This is a genomic window from Lawsonia intracellularis PHE/MN1-00 (assembly GCF_000055945.1).
Classification (GTDB): domain Bacteria; phylum Desulfobacterota; class Desulfovibrionia; order Desulfovibrionales; family Desulfovibrionaceae; genus Bilophila; species Bilophila intracellularis.
In genome coordinates this window covers 1429243-1450179 of record NC_008011.1, presented here as the reverse complement: position 1 = coordinate 1450179, position 20937 = coordinate 1429243, and the positions used below count along the sequence as shown (strand labels likewise).

The following is a 20937-nucleotide window of genomic DNA, read 5'->3' as shown; positions in this document are numbered from 1 at the left end:
CCAAAAACTTTAGCTAAAATATAAACTATACATCTAGTACAGCTTATATTATATTCATATATTACTTACTATTTATAATAAGACCTTGGAGTTACCATGGCAAAAAAATCTATTTCTCCTGAAGATTCCCGCCGAGAAGCCCTTAAAACAGCACTAGATACTATCGAACGAAAATTTGGCCAGGGTGCTGTAATGAAGCTCTCAGATGATGTACATGTAAAAGTAGCTGTAATTCCTACTGGCTCTATTGGGCTAGACTTAGCTCTTGGTATTGGAGGTATCCCTCGTGGTCGTGTCACAGAAATTTATGGACCAGAGTCTTCCGGTAAGACAACATTAACACTACATATTATAGCTGAATGTCAAAAATTAGGTGGTACAGCTGCTTTCATTGATGCAGAACATGCATTAGATATAGCCTACGCTAAACGCCTTGGCGTAAAAACAGACGAACTTATTATTTCCCAACCAGATCATGGGGAACAAGCACTTGAAATTGCTGATATGTTAGTACGATCAGGTGCTGTAGATCTTGTTGTTGTTGACTCTGTTGCTGCTCTTATACCTCAAACAGAACTTGAAGGTTCTATGGGAGAAACTCAGGTTGGTGGACATGCACGACTTATGTCTCATGCACTACGTAAGCTTACTGGTACTATCCATAAATCACATACTGCAGTTATTTTTATTAATCAAATTCGTATGAAAATTGGTGTAGTTGGTTATGGAAGTCCAGAAACAACAACAGGAGGTAATGCACTAAAGTTCTATAGCTCTGTGAGAATGGATATACGAAAGATACAAACCCTTAAAGATAAAGAAGAATCTTATGGTTCACTTACACGAGTAAAAGTTGTCAAAAATAAAATGGCTCCTCCATTCCGTGAAGCAAAATTTGATATCATTTGGGGAACAGGTATTTCTCGCTCCGGAGAACTCATTGATCTTGGTGTCGAAGCTGGTATCATTGATAAAAGCGGATCATGGTTTGCATTTGGTTCTGAAAAGCTTGGTCAAGGTAAAGAAAAAGTCAGAGCTCTACTTGATGAAAATACTAGTCTAAAAAGTTCTATTGAAACAGCGCTCATGGAACACTTAGGAATGAACCCTGAAAAACTCCTTTGTCCTGTAAGCGATGAACTTGAAGATAACTATGATATCTAATTCCTTAATCACTTTTAATTAGGAACAAGATATGCTCACAGTTAATGATATTCGCCAAAAATTTTTAGGATATTTTAAAAACTATAATCATCAGGAAATTCCATCTTCTTCTCTTATTCCACGTGATGACCCATCGCTTCTTTTTACAAATGCAGGGATGGTACAATTCAAAAAAGTCTTTACTGGTCAAGAAACAAGAAATTACCTACGTGCGACAACAGCTCAAAAATGTTTAAGAGTTGGGGGAAAACATAATGATCTAGAAAATGTTGGACGTACAGCTCGCCATCATACTTTTTTTGAAATGCTTGGTAACTTTTCTTTTGGAGACTATTTTAAAAAAGAAGCTATTCAATTTGCCTGGGCATTTATAACAGAAGAACTCAATCTTTCAAAAGAATTTCTTTATATTACTATCTATAAAGATGACGATGATGCATATGACATCTGGGTAAACACGATTGGTGTAGAGCCTAGTCGTATTTATAGAATGGGAGAAAAGGATAATTTTTGGTCTATGGGTGATACAGGACCTTGTGGACCTTGTTCTGAAATTCACTTTGACCAAGGTGAAACATTTTGTTGTGGTGATAACTGTGGAATTGGTTCTTGTGACTGTGATCGATTTCTTGAAATTTGGAATCTTGTTTTCATGCAATATGAACAACTCCCATCCGGAGAGAGAGTAATACTACCCAAACCTTCGATTGATACAGGAATGGGGCTTGAAAGAATTGTAGCCATTTGCCAACAAAAATCTTCTAATTATGATACAGACCTTTTCCAACCTATTATTCAATATATGGCATCTATTGCTGGCGTTCACTATAAAAAACATGAAGAAACAGATATAGCTTTACGTGTTATTGCTGATCACAGTAGAGCTATAGCTTTTATGATTGCTGATGGAATTTTACCTTCAAATGAAGGAAGAGGTTATGTATTAAGAAGACTCATCCGACGAGCTTTTCGTTTTGGAAAACAAATAGGCATGAATCAACCTTTCCTATATAAAACAGTAAATAAAGTTGTTGAGCTCATGGGAGATATCTATACTGAACTGTATAGTCGATCTGAGTTTATGTCACGTGTAGTTTTTGATGAGGAAGAACGTTTTTCTATTACATTAGATAAAGGTCTTATATTACTTGAAGCTGAACTTAATGCTCTTAAAGAAAAAAATACTAAAGAACTTCCTGGAGATATTGCATTTAAACTTTATGATACCTATGGTTTCCCACTTGATATTATTAACGATATTGCATCAAAAAAACATTTTGCTGTCGATGAAGCTAACTTTCAACACTTAATGCAAGAACAAAAAGAACGAGCTAGAAGCCAATGGAAAGGATCTGGAGAAAAACGTATTGAAGCTTGCTTTCAAACACTTCTTGAAGATGGTATGCAATCAGAATTCATTGGATATGAAAATCTTTCAGGAACAGGAAGAATTGTTGCGTTACTTGATATAGATGGTCTTCCTATTGAAGAACTCCCTACAAAAAGTTCTGGCTATGTTATAACAGATATGACCCCTTTTTATGGGACATCAGGAGGACAAACTGGTGATATAGGTATACTCAGTACAATAACAGGTAAAACACAAGTTGTTGATACATTAAAACCAGCAACAAATCTTATTGTACATGTTGTTACTGTCACATCTGGAACTATCTTACTTGATCAAGAAGCACTATTAGTAGTTTCAGAATCTGAACGTCTAGATACTGCAAGAAACCATACATGCACTCATATACTGCAATCAGTTTTACAAAAAATACTTGGTGACCATGTTAGACAAGCTGGCTCTCTTGTTAGTCCAACACGCCTACGTTTTGACTTTACACATATAGCCCCCCTCACTGAAGAAGAAATTCATGCTATAGAACTACAAGTAAACACTATTATTATGGCTAACTTACCTCTTAGAGTTGAGTTTATGGATCAACAATCAGCTCTTGAAAAAGGTGCAATGGCTCTATTTGAAGAAAAATATGGAAACATTGTACGTGTTGTTACTATTGGTTCAGAAAACCAGACAGCCTCCATTGAACTTTGTGGTGGTACTCATCTAACATCCACAGGACAAGCAGGCTGTTTTATTATTGTATCTGAGACAGGTATAGCTGCAGGAGTTCGTCGTATTGAAGCAATTACAGGTAGAAATACCCTTGCTTATATTAAAGAATACCAAAAAGAGCTTTCCACAACTGCGGCTATTCTTAAAACAAAACCAGAAAAAGTTGTTGAAAAAGTTACATCAATTCTCTCTGAAAATAAAAACTTACAAAAAACTGTAGACACATTAGAGTCTAGCTCTCTATCTAATCAAGGAAAACATCTTTTAGATAACCTCACTAGAATAAATAACATAGATGTACTAACTGCAAATTTAAAAAATTTCAGTCTTAAAGCTTTACGAGATATAATGGATGATATTCGTTCAAAACTTTCTTCTGGAATAGTCTGTCTTGCATCAACAGAGGGAACAAAAGTACACTTATTGCTCTATGTCTCAAAAGATCTTCACCATAACTTCACTGCCTCAGAACTTATAAAAAAAATTGTAGTACCTATCCATGGCGCAGGAGGAGGACGGCCTGATCAAGCACAAGCAGGAGGAACAAATCCATCTGGTCTCTCTGAAACCTTTGAACTTTTAAAAAATATACTAGAAGACCAATAGTGACTCATAAAATACACTAGGATGAATAGATAATACTATGAGTTCTACATTTACCCGTATTAATACTATTGTATGGATTGCTTTTTTTGCTGCACTCATTGCTGTAAGTGCCTTTATTAGTTTTCCTCTAGGTCCAATACCTTTTACTCTCCAATCACTATCTATTTCACTCACAGGACTATGTATTGGTGGAAAACGGGCAGCACTATGTGTTATTCTTTATATTTTTGCAGGCTGCATTGGTCTTCCTGTGTTTGCTGGAGGTAAAGCTGGACCAGGAGTCCTTTTAAGTCCTACAGGAGGATATCTCATAGGATTTATAGGTCTTGCCTATTTAACTGGCTTTGGTAGTGGCCATAACAAAAATTGTCCACCTAAAAAAGCTATAACTATCCTTTTTATGAGCCTTGGACTAGCGGTAACCTATTTTTGTGGTGCCACAGGCTTAATGTGGGTACTAAGTTTTTCCCCAACAAAAGCAATTCTTACTGGTGTATTACCATTTTTACCTGGAGATATATTAAAGCTTGTTATTGCTTTTGCTATTTGGAAATATTTGCTTAAAAAAGGATTACTTCCTAATGATCCAGCTTAACTCTGTGTCCTTTCAATGGCCACAAGAACACACTCCAGCAGTACAAGATATTACATTCTCCCTTTCATCAGGTAGCCTTTTATGTATTTGTGGCAGTAATGGCTCAGGTAAATCCACTCTCCTTCAACTCTTAGCAGGTGTCCAACATATTTGTGAAGGAACTTATATAATGGATGAAATCTGTTGTCCTGGAAGTGAATCTTCACTATTAAAAAAAACAGCATTACTGTTACAAGACGTTGAAATACAACTTCTTGGCTCAACAGTGAAAGAAAATCTACTTCTTCCTTGGTCTAATCCTAAGGATGAATATAAGCAGAAAGCTTATGAGTTAGCTTCATTGTTTGCACTTGAAAAATATTGGAATTCAAGTGTACATCATCTTTCTCATGGACAAAAACAAAAGCTTAATATTGCTTCTGCACTTATGCTTAAACCAGATCTTCTTCTTTTAGATGAACCATATTCTGGACTTGATTATCCTGCTACCCTCCAGTTAAGTAAAATACTACAACAACTTGGTCAAAAAGGTCTTACTAGAATCATAAGCGTCCATGATCTTGAACAAATTATAGATATTACAACTAACATATTGATATTATCTGAAGGAAAACAAGTCTTTTTTGGCTCACCAAAAGAAACATTACATATGATTTCTGAACATCCTGAGTGGAATATTCGTCTACCATCTTTTTGGATACAAAATGCATCTTCTCAAATTATATAATGATCCCCGACCACTTCTTCTTTTAACTATAGTTTGTGGAATTACAGTTTGGTGGCTTTCCCCTCTTTATCTTTGTATAATTTCTTTTTGTCTACTTAACTGTCTTTATAATCCATTCTTCAATCAATCCATATATAAAAAATCTACATTATATTACCATGCTATCTTTTTTGTTTGTAGTTGGTGCATGATAAAATTTATTATAGATAGTCTAACTATGCCAATAAGTTGTTATGAACTACTGACTAATACAGTTATATTGGGATTACGACTTTGTGTCCTTATCTTACTAGGATTATGTCTTATTTCAAAAACAACACCACGACATATAGCACTAGCTGCAGGATGGTATCTCCGTCCTTTTTTTAAGCAACATACATGGGAAATAACACTTGCTCTTTCATTAATGCTTCATACTATTCCACGATTATTTCATACAGTCTCACAAATTCAAGCAACTACTAGGCATAGGCTTTCTCTTCTTTCTAGGCTACAACATATACAAGTTATAATGAGCACAACTACACGTATTCTTATTATGTCCATATCTAAACAGTCGACTGTTATTATAGCAAAACATTTGGCCTCTCCAGAACCATGGGAATTAAATCATCCCCCAAAAACTTACTCTATGTTTATTGCAATAGCTATTAGCTGCTGCCTTATTTACCTCTCTATTTTAAGTTAATAAGTATACTTAATAATCTATAATTATTACTACTTTTCTCTTATTTTTTCTGAACCCTTTAGTCTTCTTCTTTTTGCTTATAAAGTTACTGTAAAGATTAGACGATTTCTTCTAATTTCTATGGTATAGTTTTTAAGCCTACCTTTTATATAATTAACTATAAGATATTCTAATCTGTTTTTTGTCCTATTATAACTAAAATTTAGTAATAGCCATAATATTTATCTATGAAACCATATGTGTTATCATTACAGCTCAGCAACTCTACTATTATACTTAATCCAACTAATAACTTTTCATTTTTGCTGTATATACTATAAGGAATATATAAACCATAATGAACAAATGTATTCATATTGAAGGTGCTAGACAACATAACCTTAAAAATATCACTATTGATATCCCAAGAGAAAAACTTGTTGTTATTTGTGGACCTTCAGGCTCAGGAAAATCTACCTTAGCGTTTGATATTGTGTATGCTGAAGGACAGCGTCGTTACATAGAATCTCTTTCTACTTATGCTCGACAATTTTTACCTCAAATGGATAAACCTGACATTGATAAAATAGAAGGTCTTTCACCAGCTATTTCACTTGAACAACAAACAACAGGACGAAATCCTCGATCAACAGTAGGAACAACTACTGAAATTTATGACTTTCTTCGAGTATTTTATGCTCGTCTAGGTAAAATGTATTGTACAGGTTGTAGCAAACCTATTGAAGCTCGTTCAGTAGATGAAATTATTGCGGATATTTTAGCATTACCTGAAGGAACAAAAATCATTCTTCTTTCGCCTCTTGTTGAACTTCAAAAAGGAACACACATAGAAAAGTTAAAAAAACTTAAAGCTGATGGTTTTGTTCGTGTACGTATTGATGGTATATTATATACTATTGATGAAGCTCCCTCTCTTGATAAAAATAAAAAACATACTATTGAATTGGTAGTTGATCGACTTATTATTAAAAATGATATAAGAGGACGACTCGCTGACTCAGTAGAACTAGCCCTACGTTATGGTGGAGGACATGTTATTATTCATGAAATAAGTATATCTGATGAAAAAAAAGGAATAGATACTATCCATGCTACAGAATCTGTATGCACATCATGTCGAATTAGCTTTCCTACACTCACTCCTCAATTTTTTTCTTTTAACAGCCCTCAAGGTGCATGTCCTCGCTGTTCTGGTTTAGGGACCATAGAGTACTTTGAGCCATTACTTATTGCGCCTAATAGAGGCCTTTCTCTTAATACAAAAGCCATTTTACCTTGGGCTAATCCGAAAATTTTTCATCGCTATGAATCATCTCTTAAAGAGCTTGGAAGAAAATATGGATTTAATCTTTCAACACCACTCTCAGAATTCAACGCTGAAGCTCTTGATATTTTATTTTATGGAGAACAAATAAATGATACTCCCTCTCAACTATCCAAAAGTAAAAAAACAGTACAAAAGACAATAGACAATCAACGCTGGTCTGGAATTATTCCCATCCTTGAACAAAGTTTACAATATGGCGATATGTGGAGGGATATTCTCTCTCGCTACCTACAAAACATGGACTGCCCTGTTTGTCATGGTGCACGTTTACGTACAGAAGCTCTTGCTGTACAAATTCAAGGAGTATCAATTCAAGAGCTTTGTACTATACCTGTGTCAAAAACACTTAACTGGCTACAACAGGTTATCTTTTCAGGTAGACATGCAATTATTGCTGAACCACTCCTTAAAGAGCTTATTCATAGGCTCAAATTTATGATAAACGTAGGTCTTGACTACCTCTCATTAGGGAGAACAATGACAACACTATCAGGAGGTGAAGCACAACGAATACGACTTGCATCACAACTTGGATCAGGACTTGTTGGAGTTACATATGTCCTTGATGAACCATCTATTGGATTACATCCTCGAGACAATGAGAGACTAGTCTCTACATTACGAAGCCTTCAAAAAAGAGGAAATACTGTTTTGGTTGTTGAACACGATGAAGCAACTATTCGTGAATCTGACATGATTATAGAACTTGGCCCTGGCTCAGGACTTCATGGTGGAGAAAAAGTCTTCCAAGGTTCATTTCGTCAACTTATCAATGAATCTAATACATTAACGGCCAAATATATGCGAGGAGATTTAACTATACCTATACCTGATAAACGTAGACAGCCAAAAAATTATCTTACACTACAGGGTATTACCACTCATAACTTAAAAAATATAACATGTTCCTTTCCATTAGGAACACTAACCTGTGTAACAGGTGTCTCAGGTTCTGGTAAAAGCTCTTTAGTTGTTGATACACTCTATAAACACCTTGCCCTTGCCCATGGTATCCGTGTAGATCAACCTGGAATAATCCATGGTATTCAAGGTATTGAAAAGGTGGAAAGAACTATTTCCATTGACCAAACTCCAATAGGTAAAACACCTCGCTCCAACCCAGCTACCTATACTAAAATTTTTGATGAGATACGTAATATTTTTGCTATGACACCTGATGCAAAAAAAAGAGGGTATCAACCAGGTAGATTTAGTTTTAATGTTCCTGGAGGTCGTTGTGAAACATGTAAAGGAGACGGTCAACTTCGTGTAGAAATGCATTTTCTACCTGATATTTATGTCACATGTGACATTTGTAATGGGAAAAGATATAATCATGAAACATTAGAAGTTCGATATCGTGGACTTAATATTTCTGAAGTCCTCGGACTTGCAGTCCATGAAGCACGTAAATTCTTTACTAATTATCCTATATTAGAACGTAAACTTGCTATTCTTGAAGAAGTAGGTTTAGACTATCTTCAGCTAGGACAACCAGCAACAACTCTTTCAGGAGGTGAAGCACAACGAATCAAAATTTCTCGAGAACTTGGTAAGCGTTCCTTACCAGGGACATTATATATACTAGATGAACCTACAACAGGTTTACATATGCATGAAGTAGGCAAATTAATTACTGTTCTTCAGCAACTTGTAGATAAAAAAGCAACAGTCGTAGTTATTGAGCATAATAAAGATGTTATCCTTGCATCAGATTATGTTATTGATTTAGGCCCTGGAGGAGGAGAAAATGGTGGACATATTGTTGCTTCCGGGACGCCTGAGGAAATTATGCAAGATCCACAATCAATTACCGGAAAATTTCTATTAGAAGAAGTAAACGTTCAACGTAGCTACCATACAATTAATGGAATTACTTTATGAGTCTCTCTCTTAATCAAACTCTTTGTATCCAATGTGGTCAATGTGTAAAAGTCTGCCCTGTAAGTATCCTTGTAAGACGTTCTAAAAACATCATTATAAAAAACAACAGATTATCTCACTGTCTCCATTGTGGACACTGTGTTGCAATCTGTCCTCGGTCAGCATTAACTCTTGACTTAATATGTCCAGATCTACTTCAAAAAGCCACAAAACCTTCATTATCTGATCAGCAAAGGACAATGCTTTTTAAAAGCCGTCGATCAATCCGTTTTTATAAAGAACAATCAATTTCATTTGATATATTAAATGAATCACTAGATGAAGCTCGCTATGCTCCAACAGCTATAAATAGTCAACAGGTAGAATGGATTTTAGTTGAAGGTAAAGAAAAACTACATGAACTAAGTTCTAGAGTAGCTGACTGGGCACGTACTATACCTGGAAAATATAGTAAAATTGCTGCTGCATTTGATGCTGGATATGATCCTATTTTACGCCATGCACCAACAGTTATCCTTGCACATGCACAAAAAGATTCAAAATGGGGAGCTCAGGATTGTACAGCAGCTATAACATACCTTGAGCTTGCACTACATAGTCATAATTTAGGATCATGTTGGGCAGGATTTGTTGTTGCAGCAGCAAATCAAGATATAGATTTAGGACTATCTCTTCCTGAAGATAGAAAAATTTATGCAGGCCTTATGGTTGGCTACCCTTCTGTACACTTTACTTGGATTCCCACTCGAAAGCCATTACGTTTAACTGTAGTATAGAACTTAAAAAATAAACCTATATAATCTTCTAACTATTTCTATCTTTAGAATTACCTTAGAAATTATAATTAGTTATTATTAGATAATGGTGGAACTATAGTTTCAGGATCAAATCTATCAAGTACAACAGGCTCAAATGTTAATGGTGTGGAATTAAGTATGGTAATAATATCATTGGTTATATCCGAAGAAGAATCATATGATAATAAACTGTCTTTAGTTATAATCACATTATATCCATTTTTTACTCTATACTCATCAAGAGTTTTTTGAATCAATGAGTTCATAACTTCAACAACTTTTTGTTGTTCTGTGTTAAGTTTTTGCTGATATTCCATAAAAATATTTTGGAATCGGACACGAACATTTTCATTTTTAGGGAATTTCTCCAAGATTCCTTGTGCAAGATCAATCTGTGATTGCATAGCATCTTCTATTGTCTTCAAATGGTTCATTCCTATTTTCCCAGGTTCACTTTCTTGGAATAACCTTATAGGATCTATAACACCAACTTTACTAGTTACACAACATCCACTAAAAAAAATTAGTGTATAAAAGAGTAGTATGAACAATTTTGGCATTATAGTATCCCTATATTTTCTTTTAACAACACCAAACTCTAATATATTTACTTTGTTTAAAGAAGAACAGTAAAGCTTTCCTTAAAAGTAAGAACTCTCTCTAAAAAAACTCTTGTCTGTTTTGCAGGAAGCTTTTGCATAAGATGTTCTTGTACCTCAGCTGCTGTATATGTATTAATAATAGCAAAAGCTTCTTCAGGTGTAACAGCAAATGTTTTCAACATAGCCCCTACACCTATATTATAAGCAGCAATAGCACAATATTCTCTAGATAAACAATTTGTAATAGGCCTTAAATGTCTTGTCATAAGTAAATACAAATATGATGTCCCATACTTTATATTAGTTTCTGGATGTAATAATTCTTCTGCTGTTGGTAAACCAGAATAACCAAACCAACGTTTGACTTCAACACCTGCCATTTCAGGCACAATCTGCATAAGTCCATGTGCTGAACGGTTACTTATTTGTGCAGGATTAAAACTACTTTCCACACAAATAATCGCATAGATAAGTTCAGCAGAAAGATTATACTTCTTAGAATATTTTTCAACAATCTCTTTGTATTGCCCTGCTTGTTGGACTAATGACTTTGAAAAAGTTGTTAATTTCATCCAACTATTCAAAAATTGATTACGACGTGCAATGGATTGTGGTGTCATCTCACATAAATTTCTACCTATATTCCAACGCAATGGAACACCTTCAAAGTTTAATGGCTCTCCTAGCGATGTAATTAACATTGTATTTGTAGAAAAAAGTTCTGCTATAGTTTCGTCCATCTCTTTAATAACAAGTGGTGTAACCCCTTTAGCAGTACGCAAACCTACACTATCTTCAAAGAATTGAAACATATTCTGAGATGAAAATAGTATTGGACTATTTATATCTGAAGGAATCTCCTGACGTACAAATGCTCCACGGATGTTCCAAAAACTTCCTGAAAGGGGACGTGTATCTTTTTGAGGTGGTATTGGTAAAGAACTTAGAGATAACGGTTTACGAATTTCAATACCTCTATAATCAGGGAAAGCACCTGATATAAATATAAAAAACATTCCTCCAACAACTAACATACAAACACATAAGAAGGAACGTGTTACTTTACCTTTACCTTCAAAAAAATATAAAAATGCATCAACAAACCAACCAGAAGTGAGCATAGCTCGCAAAATAGCAATAGGTTGAATAGATAAAAGTCGAATAGAATACAAATACAAAATTATACCTCAAACAATTTATAACGTGAATAAAAATATCATATTATTTTAGTGGATTAATGTAATAAACAAACTTAATGAAGGATTATGAAGCTTATTCATTAATATTAGCCTATAACTGACTTATTCCTCTATAAAGAATAAGTCTTTTTTCTTTTTTTTCAAGTCTATAACAATACCAGCAATTAACCATAAATAAAAACTAACCTCTTATAGTTTATGAAAAAAAATAAATAAAAGTACACCAAGTAAATAGATAAATAATAAGTTAGTAAAGAGGAGATCTCTGTTCCTATCATATAAGTAAATAAAATAAGTAACTAACTGTTAGCTATGATAGGCTTATTATTAGTAACACCTGGAAGGTCCTCTATACTTTTAGTAGGTTGTAATTCACTAGATGCCATAGGAGAAATTCTACGTAATGCTAATACACTATCATTACGTATATGAATATCTAGTTGTGGGAAAGCAATATCAATATTTTTTTCAGTAAATCTTTTTGCTATAATTACACGTAAATCTGTTATAATATCAGGTGCTTGAGAAAGATCTCCAACCCAAAAACGTAAAATAAAATTCAATGAACTTGCTGCAAAATCACTGAAAACTACCATAGGTTCTGGATAGCGGAGAACTTGTGAATGATTATCAGCTATTTCTTTAAGTAAACCCATGACTAAACCTATATCAGAATCATAGGCAACACCAATATTGATATCTTTTCTTACTGTACGACCATTACGTGTCCAATTTGTGAGCCGTCCAGAAAGTAATTCTGCATTAGGAACAAAAATAGTTGCATTATCAAATGTCTCTACTAATGTAGTCCGAATAGTAATCTTTCTAACAATACCAGTAAGATTATTACCTACCTCAATAATATCCCCTTCTCTTAAGGTTTGTCCAAAAATTATAAGTAGTCCACTAATAAAATTGTTTGTAATATTCTGCAAACCAAAACCAATACCTACACTAAGACCACCAGCAACAACAGCTAGGCTAGTAAGACTTACACCCAGCATATATAGTGTAGAAAAGAAAAATACTGCCCAAAGAGTATAGGTAAATCCTGTTTGAATAGGGCCAATAAGTGTTCTATCCATACCCATATTATGTTTAGGAAGGTTTGCAATAAACATACGACCAACAGAAACAAAAGAACGTGTTATATAAAATGCACTTACTAAAAATAAGATTTGGACTAAGCTAAAAGATACCTTACCTATACTAAAGTCAAGTTTTGTTATATGTGTTATTAAATATGCTCCACCAGGATATGCTAAAATCCATAATCCTGTTATAGATATTGCTAGAATAAGAATCGCTGGCAAAGCAACTGCCAATAGCATTCCACTAAAAAGTCCATGAAAGCCTTCTTGTGGTATATACTTTGAAATAATGTTTGCTAATCTAACAAATCCAACAGCTTGTTGAATACATATTGCAAGTGCAGCATAACTCATACAAAGAAGAATTGATATTCTTGTCCATCCAAGCATTGTCATTATCAATGTAATCCATAAAATCACTATATGTAGTTGTAATAAGTTATTCACAAGAGAAAAACTATCTTCTAGCTTACATTTTTTTTGATCATAATAAAAACTAACAAGTAATATACCAACCCATAGCAATGTAAGAATTATACCTGAAAAATTAAATAATAATAAAAGAATTCCACCAAAGAAGGGAATAAGTAATTTCCAAAAAGGAGAAAACTTTGGCTTGTTAGATTTATCTAATGTATACAAGCTCCATGCAAGCCCTACTTGTCCAATACTCATTATAATAGTGCCAATCATAGATAATAAAAAATAATTTTCTCCTGCTGGTACCCAGGCAGAAAAATGAAATGCAAGTCCTAACGCAAGAAGTATTAAACTATGTTTACTTATATGCCCCCATACGTTTTTTAACTCATCTGACCAATGCCGAGAAAAACTATAGAAAACCACTAATAAGAGAACTAATGGAATTAAAATAACAAAAAATCTTAGTAAAGAACTTCCCCAATCTTGCTTGCTTTCAGGCAACTCTGCGGCTATACGTACAAGTAACGTCTCTTTAAAACTCATTAAACTTTCATAAATATTTAACCAACTTGCAGGTTCATAAATCTTTCCTGTAGGAGCAAGATAATAACTTTTCCATAATGACGGAATAATCTCTAACAACTGCCTTTGAACTGCTAAAATATTATTCCTCAACATATAGGCAGGCTTCAAAATTTCATTAACTCTTTTCTCTAATCTTCCTAATTTATTTTCCACTTCTGCAAGATTTTTAACAAAAATATCTAAATCCTTACTTGATCCCAAATTTTCTGTTTTTACACCTGCATCTTCTTCTAATAAAGAAACTTCATTTAAACGTACCTTTAAAATATTGAGAGTATCTAGCAATGGACTCATAACTACTGATAATTGATTATCAAGCCTTTTTAATCTCTCTTCTACTAAAGACAGCTCTATAGGTAGTCCTCGACTAACTTTGGCCATTGCACTATATTGTTGATATTTTTTTTCTATCTCTTGTATATTATTTGAAAGTTGTTGAGAAAAATTTGGTAACTCTTTAAACAATGAAGAAAGCTCATAGCTAATTGCTTCTAACTCACCAACTCTAGATTGTAATAACAACATCCATACTTCATTAACTACTTGGGCTTTACTTGGTAATGACAAAGAAGATGAGTGGTCAGAAAGGGTATCTTTTGCATAGCTTATAGTTATTCCTAGTGGTATGAATAAAAGAGCAAGAATAAAACGGAGAAGGAATAACATTATGGATGAAGCCTTTCTTTCTCTGGTGTTGGGGTGAGATAAAGAAATGTTCCATCTGCAAGAATAACTGTTGTTACTTCTATTGCACAACTTATTGTATTATCTTTCATTAATAAAAAAGAATGACCCAATACATTCTCTGGAATTTCCATATACCACTCCTGTTCAAAAAAATCACCAGGTGACACATTCTTAGCCATTGTAAGAGGTAAGACAGCTAGAATATTTTTATGTATATCATAAAGAAAACACCGCATTCCAGCTGAACGTAATACCTCACTTCCCATATTAATTCCACCAACAGAAATAGTTAAAGGGACATCCTCATCATTACTGTTTTCTTTTTTTATAACAAAAGCATTACACTCTGATACATGATAATATTTATTCATTTCATTACGAATATAGTCATTACGGACAGCTACTTCATGTGTCAACTGATCTTCTTTTTTATCTAATGCAGCCATATGTAATTTTACTAACTCATCAGCATTAATAATTTTTGTAATGTGCCATTTACCAGCAACTCGTTGTACAAGTAAACTAAGCTCAGTATGATATTCAGCTTCGTTATGAACTATAGATGTTTTAAGAATAGCAATATCTTCATCTTGTCTATAAATAGTAAACTTTTTTTCTTTAAGTTGTTTCAAAAAATCTTTAGGTAAAAAGCTAAAAGGCATTTTTTGATCTATCGTCTGAATAGAAGTAATACTACTATCAGAAGTAATATTATTGCCTTGATTTTTATCATTATGCCTTAGAGCTAATAGAATGATTTGCTGTACATTATCTTCAAGCTCTTTCTGACGTGATTCATCTATACGAAAACTTGACCAATACTGAAGTATACTATGAACAAAATTTTTTGAAAGTGAATCAAAATCAACATAATTACTTAATAAAACAAGATTGTCTTCTTCAAGTGCTTTATTAATATTTGTAACAGCATAGTCTAATGAGCTTTTTTGTGACTTATACAACCAAAAACCAATACCACCAAATAATATTATTAAAATAAGGCTAACTATAGCCAGTAGGACTCTATATCTAGTTATGACTTGTAACTTTTCTAACATAGAATACATAAGAATAAACCTAATAAGAACACAGGATAAGGATACATATCCAACCTAACCTAACTGTTTACTAATTTAATTAGACATCATATAGTTACAGTAGTATGATTAACTAGTCTAACTTTAAATATTACCTATAGTACTATTAGCTTAAAAAAAGCTTACTACAATATAATGATAATGATAATGATAATAAAAAGGAAATAATATGTTCAAAAAAATATATGTTTTTTATATCACACTTCTTCTTATATTTTTAACATATGTTACACCTTATGATGTATGGAGCTTTGATCTTACTATTCTTCATACAAATGATATACATTCTCACCTTGGAGGAATTAAAAAAGAATCAGGTAATCCTTGCTTCACATCTACTACACCAGATTGCGTAGGTGGAATGGCACGTTTAGCACAATCTATTTTAGACATTCGTCAATCAACACCAAATACTATTCTTCTTGATGCAGGAGATCAATTTGTAGGAACAGCTTTTCATTCTGACTTTATAAATACACCAGATCAACTCCCATTTGTAAAGTTTTTAAATAGACTTGGATATGTAGCTATGTCACCAGGAAATCATGAGTTTGATCATGGATGTTATGAATTTTTTAGTGCTATAAGACAACTTAACTTTCCTGTTGTAGTTGCAAACCTCACCTTTACAGATCCTGAAATGCAATCATCAATTACTCCATGGACCATTGTAGAACGTGAAGGAAAACGTATTGGTATCATAGGACTTATTACAGAAGCAACAGCCACTGGATCAAGAGCATGCTCTCAAGCCATTTTTACTAATGCTGAACAAGCATTACGTAATGCAATTCAAGAAATAAAAAAACAAAATGTATTTACAATTATTGTGTTAAGCCATCTTGGAATAAATGTAGATATGGAACTTGCTAGTAAAGTCGATGATGTCTCTGTTTTTGTAGGAGGTCATACACATACTTTGCTTTCTAACACCTACCCTAATGCTTATGGGCCTTATCCTATAGTAAAACATTCACCTTCTGGACATCCTGTACTTATTGTAACAGCAAAAGAAAAACTAGAATATCTTGGAAGGATTAATATAACATTTGATGAACAAGGTATCCCTCAAAAATGGAATGGAGATGTTATACGTCTTGATAAGCCAATTAGTAATGATCCTGCTATAGTATCCATAGCAGAACTGCTTGATAGCTATGGTATACCTATTAAAGAAAAGCTTGAAGTAAAAGTTGGAGAAATAGCTCATCCTAGAAATCCAAATTTTGATACATCCCAACCTTCAAATGAACAACTAGACGAAAAACCTTTCTTTTACTGTAGAAAACAAGAGGGATTAACAGCTAATATTATTCTTGATGCAATATTAGAAGCAGGCCGCTCAAATGGAGCACAAATAGCAATTGTAACCACTGGATTAATAAGAGGAAATTTACCTATAGGGCTTGTACAAAAACTTGATGTTGTTACAGCTATACCTATTGAAGATAAACTTTATGTAGGAGATGTTACAGGAAAAATAATTCAGGAAGCTATAGAAAATGGAGTCTCAAAAGTACATTGCTTTGCCTTTGCAGGAACTTTTCTTCAAGTTGCAGGACTCAGATTCACTTTAAATGCTGAAAAACCTGTAGGTGAACGCATTCAATCTATTGAATATTTAAATAATGGGAAATATGAGCCACTGGACCCTAATAAAACATATCGTGTTATAATTAATGGATATCCTACTGAGGGACATGATGGATTTATAATGTTAAAAGACATAAAATGGACAGATATCCAAAAAAGTCCAGTAGAAGCTGTTATAAGCTATCTAAAAGAACATTCTCCTCTCAATGTAAAAAAAGATGGACGTATTGTTAATGTAACACCTATTATTGTCCCTAATGAATAAAGAATAGAGCTAAAAAGAGACAACAAAGTACTTTGTTGTCTCTTTTTTAAAAATCAATTTATATGAATCAAGTGATGTCTTAATTAAGCCAACTTTATTATTATCTATAATGCTGACAAAGTTTCTAGCTCACTTTCAGTAAGTAATTTATCCAAATCTAAAAGTATTAACAATCTATCTTGGAGTTTACCAACCCCACGCATATACTCAGAACCTACTCCAGCAACAACAGGTGGTGGTGGTTCTACTGTAGATTCTTTAATACGTAAGACTTCAGATACAGCATCTACTACAAACCCAACAACTTGACCTTGTAAATCCATAACTTTTATTCTTGTCTGACTATCATGAGCACTAGAAGGCATACCAAAACGTTTACGCATATCAATTACAGGAATAACCTTTCCTCGTAAATTAATAACTCCCTCCACAAATAGTGGAGCATTTGGTACTTTTGTAATAGGCATCATTCGGATAATTTCTTGAACTTTTAATATATCTACTCCAAACTCTTCACCTGCTATTTTGAAAGTTACAAGTTGAATAAGGCTACTATCATCCGAACCCCGATAGCTTGAGTTAGTTTCCATTTCAGACTCCTTTTGCTATCACAAGTTGTCTGGAAAAATTTTTACTCTTATGAATATACATTATCACATAAAACAACAATGTACATACTCTATAAAAAAGAACTTGAAAGTATATCAACCTACTTTTTATTACTATGCTCTCTTAAAAGAAAATTTCATTTTATAAGTTTAAAAAGCAGATAAAACTTTTTTTACAAACTCCTGTGTTTCTTTATATGGTGGAATACCACCATATTTTATAACAGCACCTGGACCAGCATTATAAGCTGCAAGAGCTAGCTCAACAGAGCCAAATCGATCCAGTTGCTGTCGTAAGTATCGACTACCGGCATCTACATTTGTCATTGGATCAAAAAGATCTGTAGCCCCAAGTTCTAAACCAGTATCTGGCATTAGTTGCATCAATCCTTTTGCCCCCTTAGGAGAAAGAGCTTCTCCAGAAAAGCCTGACTCTACCTGTATTACAGCTGCAATAAGAGCAGGATCTAAGTTATGTTTTGTACTGGCTACTTGGATGATTTCTTTCCAATCTGAAGGAAGTTTTATTTCCCCCCGAAAAACCTTCTCCTTAACATATGTTGGAATCATTCTATGTAATACAATTTTTTTTGCGCTGGGAGAAAGACTATATACATCCATCTGATCTAAAAGATTTTCATATATTGGCTCACTAGGATGATATTTCTGAGGTGTACGAGCTTGTTTTACTCTATACTGCATAGCTAACATTGTTTGCTCAGCTATCTTATTTGTATATTGTATATTTTTTAATATTTCATTAGCTAATATATTTGTTGTGTCAAAAAAACAAAAAAATAGGGTAATTATAGCAAATAATGTATATTTTAGCGGGACAATCCTTAACATAACTAAAGTTACTATCCCCTAAAGAATAAAGTTACATAGTAAGAATTAATTAAATAGAGATATTGTTATTACCCATTCCTTCTGCTAAAAACTGAAAAAAGAGCTCCACTACATTTATATCACTCTCCCGCTTATATTTATATAAGTCAACAGCAGTTCGAACAAGATGAACACCAAGTCCGCCTATTGGTCGATTATTAATATCTAAACTGAGATCAGGTAATGGAACCTGGAAAGGATCAAATGGCTCTCCCCAATCCTTAATAGTAATAACAAAATAAGGAGTCCCATTATGTTTAACAAACTGACAAGACACTTCAGCATTTCCATTTTCATTATGATAGGCATATCGAAAAATATTTACTAAAATTTCTTCAACTGCAAGTTCTATCAAATGAATGCGCTTTTTAAAAGCCATAGGAATACTTTTCCGGAGAAATGCATTAACATGTGGAAGCTGCTCAATCCCTGAAGGGATAGTAAGTGTTGCCATTTATGCCCCTCCGCTATACTGAGAGTGCAGCTAATGCTTCTTTTATGGTAGGATATATTGTTAATACAGAGTTAAATCCAGAAATTCTAAAAACTTCGCTGACCATCTCTCCTAAAGAACAAAAAACTAAATTTACAGAGGCCCCGTTACCTAGCTTTAGCATTGTTAAAACACCTCTTAATCCAGCAGAACTGATATATTCAACTTTTTCCATATTAACAATAACAGCAGGCACTCCAGTTTCAAAAGCTTTTTTACAGGCATCTTCAAATAACGTTGTTGTTGTTGCATCTATTCTCCCATCAAGAGAAATAACTATAACACCATTATTTTCTTCACTAATCACACGCATGGAAACTCCTTACAACCCGTTATTATCATAATAACGTAGTTAAAATAAACACATCATATAACTATATTAGTTTTATTTAGAGCATAACTTGTACAACTTGTACCCCCAAAGAACCATTTAGATCTACAAGTCTCCCTACCCCTATAGCCTTACCATTTACACGTAAAGTAACAGGAGCTTGGACATCAACTGATAGAGCAAACGTATACCCTGGGGCAAGTAATCCTATATTTTGCACTGTCATGAATTGACGTTCAAGTTCAAATACAACTGGTAAATCCAGACCAGATACATCAATACCTGAAGACTGTTGACCAGATTGCCTTCCAGAATTAGCTCTCGCTGTTCGTTGTTGACCATGTGAATTAGGAGCCTCTGTATGATTTTCTACAAATTGCTCACCACCATTACCTTGGTCTTCTGGATATCCTACATCATTAACATCCATAATTGTTGCCATCCCTCCTTGGATTGTACAATTTGCTAAAAATCTTGAAAATCGAAGCTGGATCTTCTTCTCTTGTATGAAAAACTGATCTGGAATTAAAATATCATCTTTTTCTATTTGCTGTAACTGTTGTGTACTTAACTGGGTATATCCAACTTCAATACCAACAGAAATAGATAATGGCCCAACATCACTATAAGCTAAAGGAAACTCCTGTAATTGTGATAAAAGCAATATTGCGTCATTTTCTTTTTCTATTTTTACCAAAAAAGGAATCTCATTTTCGTTTCCCTCTACATGTAACACTAAAGGGATAGAACAAGCTACTGAAAAATTATCTCTACTGGGAGGAGAAAGTGTACTTGAAACTAGCTCAACAGGAGTTCCCATCATATTTTCGAATTGATGTAAAAAAGGTGAAATCAGTAATTCAAAAACTGCAAGTTTTACCTCTTCAGGAACACATAATACTTCAGGTTTATCTTTAAAAGATGGATATAATGAAAGAGGAGGCACTTTTCCAAACTCAATAACCCATCTCCCCTCTCCACAATGAATGACTATTGTGTATACAGAGCTAAATGGATCATGAAGAAAAAGTAAATCTAAAGTACATAATTGATCTTGGAGCATAAACTGCCAAGGTCTTATACACATAGAAGCTGTATTATAGACCTGCGCACTTAGAGGTAAAAGATTCGCAGGCTCAAATAATTTTTGTGTAGTTTGTACCATTAGCCTGCCTTTATCAACCAGGTAATTCCATTCTAACTATCC

The 20937-nt window shown here is 33.7% G+C and carries 17 protein-coding genes; 8 read left to right on the top strand and 9 right to left on the bottom strand.

Translation table 11 applies throughout. The features are described 5' to 3' along the window. The first annotated feature begins 96 nt into the window (after nt 1–96). From recA to LI_RS06410, 7 genes are all read left to right on the top strand, one after another. Entirely contained in the window at nt 97–1164 is a 1068-nt protein-coding gene (gene recA / locus LI_RS06440; RefSeq protein WP_011527260.1) for a recombinase RecA, read from the top strand. Nucleotides 1165–1195: 31 nt separating this feature from the next. Beyond that, a complete protein-coding gene (alaS, locus tag LI_RS06435) occupies nt 1196–3850 on the top strand; it encodes an alanine--tRNA ligase (RefSeq protein ID WP_011527259.1) in 2655 nt (884 codons plus the stop codon). A gap of 37 nt (nt 3851–3887) precedes the next feature. Beyond that, nucleotides 3888–4445, top strand: coding sequence for a biotin transporter BioY (locus LI_RS06430; RefSeq protein WP_011527258.1), 558 nt, complete (start codon nt 3888–3890; stop codon nt 4443–4445). Continuing rightward, a complete protein-coding gene (locus LI_RS06425) occupies nt 4432–5172 on the top strand; it encodes an energy-coupling factor ABC transporter ATP-binding protein (RefSeq protein WP_011527257.1) in 741 nt (246 codons plus the stop codon). The genes LI_RS06430 and LI_RS06425 overlap by 14 nt, the downstream gene beginning before the upstream one ends. Beyond that, nucleotides 5150–5860, top strand: coding sequence for a hypothetical protein (locus tag LI_RS06420; RefSeq protein ID WP_011527256.1), 711 nt, complete (start codon nt 5150–5152; stop codon nt 5858–5860). Before LI_RS06425 ends, LI_RS06420 begins: the two co-directional genes overlap by 23 nt. Nucleotides 5861–6197: 337 nt before the next feature. Then, nucleotides 6198–9071, top strand: a complete 2874-nt coding sequence (gene uvrA / locus LI_RS06415) for an excinuclease ABC subunit UvrA (protein ID WP_011527255.1) — start codon at nt 6198–6200, stop codon at nt 9069–9071. After that, on the top strand, nt 9068–9847 hold the full coding sequence (locus tag LI_RS06410) for a nitroreductase family protein (protein ID WP_011527254.1): 780 nt from the start codon (nt 9068–9070) through the stop codon (nt 9845–9847). The genes uvrA and LI_RS06410 overlap by 4 nt, the downstream gene beginning before the upstream one ends. A 68-nt stretch (nt 9848–9915) precedes the next feature. Here LI_RS06410 and LI_RS06405 read toward each other — a convergent pair whose 3' ends face one another. The 4 genes from LI_RS06405 to LI_RS06390 all read right to left on the bottom strand — a co-directional run bounded on the left by LI_RS06405 (nt 9916) and on the right by LI_RS06390 (nt 15522). Beyond that, a complete protein-coding gene (locus LI_RS06405) occupies nt 9916–10428 on the bottom strand; it encodes an OmpH family outer membrane protein (RefSeq protein WP_011527253.1) in 513 nt (170 codons plus the stop codon). A 56-nt stretch (nt 10429–10484) separates the two neighbouring features. Continuing rightward, nucleotides 10485–11648, bottom strand: coding sequence for a transglycosylase SLT domain-containing protein (locus LI_RS06400; RefSeq protein ID WP_011527252.1), 1164 nt, complete (start codon nt 11646–11648; stop codon nt 10485–10487). 320 nt (nt 11649–11968) lie between these two features. Further along, on the bottom strand, nt 11969–14434 hold the full coding sequence (locus LI_RS06395) for a mechanosensitive ion channel family protein (protein ID WP_011527251.1): 2466 nt from the start codon (nt 14432–14434) through the stop codon (nt 11969–11971). After that, on the bottom strand, nt 14434–15522 hold the full coding sequence (locus LI_RS06390; protein ID WP_015353840.1) for a hypothetical protein: 1089 nt from the start codon (nt 15520–15522) through the stop codon (nt 14434–14436). The genes LI_RS06395 and LI_RS06390 overlap by 1 nt, the downstream gene beginning before the upstream one ends. Nucleotides 15523–15721: 199 nt before the next feature. Between LI_RS06390 and LI_RS06385 the strand changes: the two genes are divergently transcribed. Continuing rightward, complete coding sequence (locus LI_RS06385) at nt 15722–17410, top strand: bifunctional metallophosphatase/5'-nucleotidase (RefSeq protein ID WP_011527249.1); 1689 nt, start codon at nt 15722–15724, stop codon at nt 17408–17410. Nucleotides 17411–17514: 104 nt separating this feature from the next. Here LI_RS06385 and LI_RS06380 read toward each other — a convergent pair whose 3' ends face one another. The 5 genes from LI_RS06380 to sctQ all read right to left on the bottom strand — a co-directional run bounded on the left by LI_RS06380 (nt 17515) and on the right by sctQ (nt 20895). Then, complete coding sequence (locus tag LI_RS06380) at nt 17515–18000, bottom strand: chemotaxis protein CheW (protein ID WP_011527248.1); 486 nt, start codon at nt 17998–18000, stop codon at nt 17515–17517. A gap of 168 nt (nt 18001–18168) precedes the next feature. After that, the gene (locus LI_RS07690) at nt 18169–18867 is read right to left on the bottom strand and encodes a lytic transglycosylase domain-containing protein (protein ID WP_011527247.1); all 699 of its coding nucleotides are present in this window, start codon (nt 18865–18867) and stop codon (nt 18169–18171) included. Between the two features lie 49 nt (nt 18868–18916). Next, nucleotides 18917–19360 carry an ATP-binding protein gene (locus LI_RS06370; protein WP_011527246.1) on the bottom strand — a complete coding sequence of 148 codons (444 nt, stop codon included), beginning with the start codon at nt 19358–19360 and terminating at the stop codon, nt 18917–18919. A 13-nt stretch (nt 19361–19373) separates the two neighbouring features. Continuing rightward, complete coding sequence (locus tag LI_RS06365; RefSeq protein WP_011527245.1) at nt 19374–19712, bottom strand: STAS domain-containing protein; 339 nt, start codon at nt 19710–19712, stop codon at nt 19374–19376. 76 nt (nt 19713–19788) lie between these two features. Next, nucleotides 19789–20895, bottom strand: coding sequence for a type III secretion system cytoplasmic ring protein SctQ (gene sctQ / locus LI_RS06360; RefSeq protein WP_011527244.1), 1107 nt, complete (start codon nt 20893–20895; stop codon nt 19789–19791). Nucleotides 20896–20937: the final 42 nt, after the last annotated feature.

Excerpts from the sequence above, each read along its gene's own strand:
- uvrA (WP_011527255.1), top strand. The coding sequence starts at position 6,198 with ATGAACAAATGTATTCATATTGAAGGTGCTAGACAACATAACCTTAAA.
- LI_RS06430 (WP_011527258.1), top strand. The coding sequence starts at position 3,888 with ATGAGTTCTACATTTACCCGTATTAATACTATTGTATGGATTGCTTTT.
- LI_RS06380 (WP_011527248.1), bottom strand. The coding sequence starts at position 18,000 with ATGGAAACTAACTCAAGCTATCGGGGTTCGGATGATAGTAGCCTTATT.
- sctQ (WP_011527244.1), bottom strand. The coding sequence starts at position 20,895 with ATGGTACAAACTACACAAAAATTATTTGAGCCTGCGAATCTTTTACCT.
- LI_RS06420 (WP_011527256.1), top strand. The coding sequence starts at position 5,150 with ATGCATCTTCTCAAATTATATAATGATCCCCGACCACTTCTTCTTTTA.
- LI_RS06390 (WP_015353840.1), bottom strand. The coding sequence starts at position 15,522 with ATGTATTCTATGTTAGAAAAGTTACAAGTCATAACTAGATATAGAGTC.
- LI_RS06385 (WP_011527249.1), top strand. The coding sequence starts at position 15,722 with ATGTTCAAAAAAATATATGTTTTTTATATCACACTTCTTCTTATATTT.
- LI_RS06405 (WP_011527253.1), bottom strand. The coding sequence starts at position 10,428 with ATGCCAAAATTGTTCATACTACTCTTTTATACACTAATTTTTTTTAGT.
- LI_RS06370 (WP_011527246.1), bottom strand. The coding sequence starts at position 19,360 with ATGGCAACACTTACTATCCCTTCAGGGATTGAGCAGCTTCCACATGTT.
- LI_RS06365 (WP_011527245.1), bottom strand. The coding sequence starts at position 19,712 with ATGCGTGTGATTAGTGAAGAAAATAATGGTGTTATAGTTATTTCTCTT.
- LI_RS06425 (WP_011527257.1), top strand. The coding sequence starts at position 4,432 with ATGATCCAGCTTAACTCTGTGTCCTTTCAATGGCCACAAGAACACACT.
- alaS (WP_011527259.1), top strand. The coding sequence starts at position 1,196 with ATGCTCACAGTTAATGATATTCGCCAAAAATTTTTAGGATATTTTAAA.
- LI_RS06410 (WP_011527254.1), top strand. The coding sequence starts at position 9,068 with ATGAGTCTCTCTCTTAATCAAACTCTTTGTATCCAATGTGGTCAATGT.
- recA (WP_011527260.1), top strand. The coding sequence starts at position 97 with ATGGCAAAAAAATCTATTTCTCCTGAAGATTCCCGCCGAGAAGCCCTT.
- LI_RS07690 (WP_011527247.1), bottom strand. The coding sequence starts at position 18,867 with ATGTTAAGGATTGTCCCGCTAAAATATACATTATTTGCTATAATTACC.
- LI_RS06395 (WP_011527251.1), bottom strand. The coding sequence starts at position 14,434 with ATGTTATTCCTTCTCCGTTTTATTCTTGCTCTTTTATTCATACCACTA.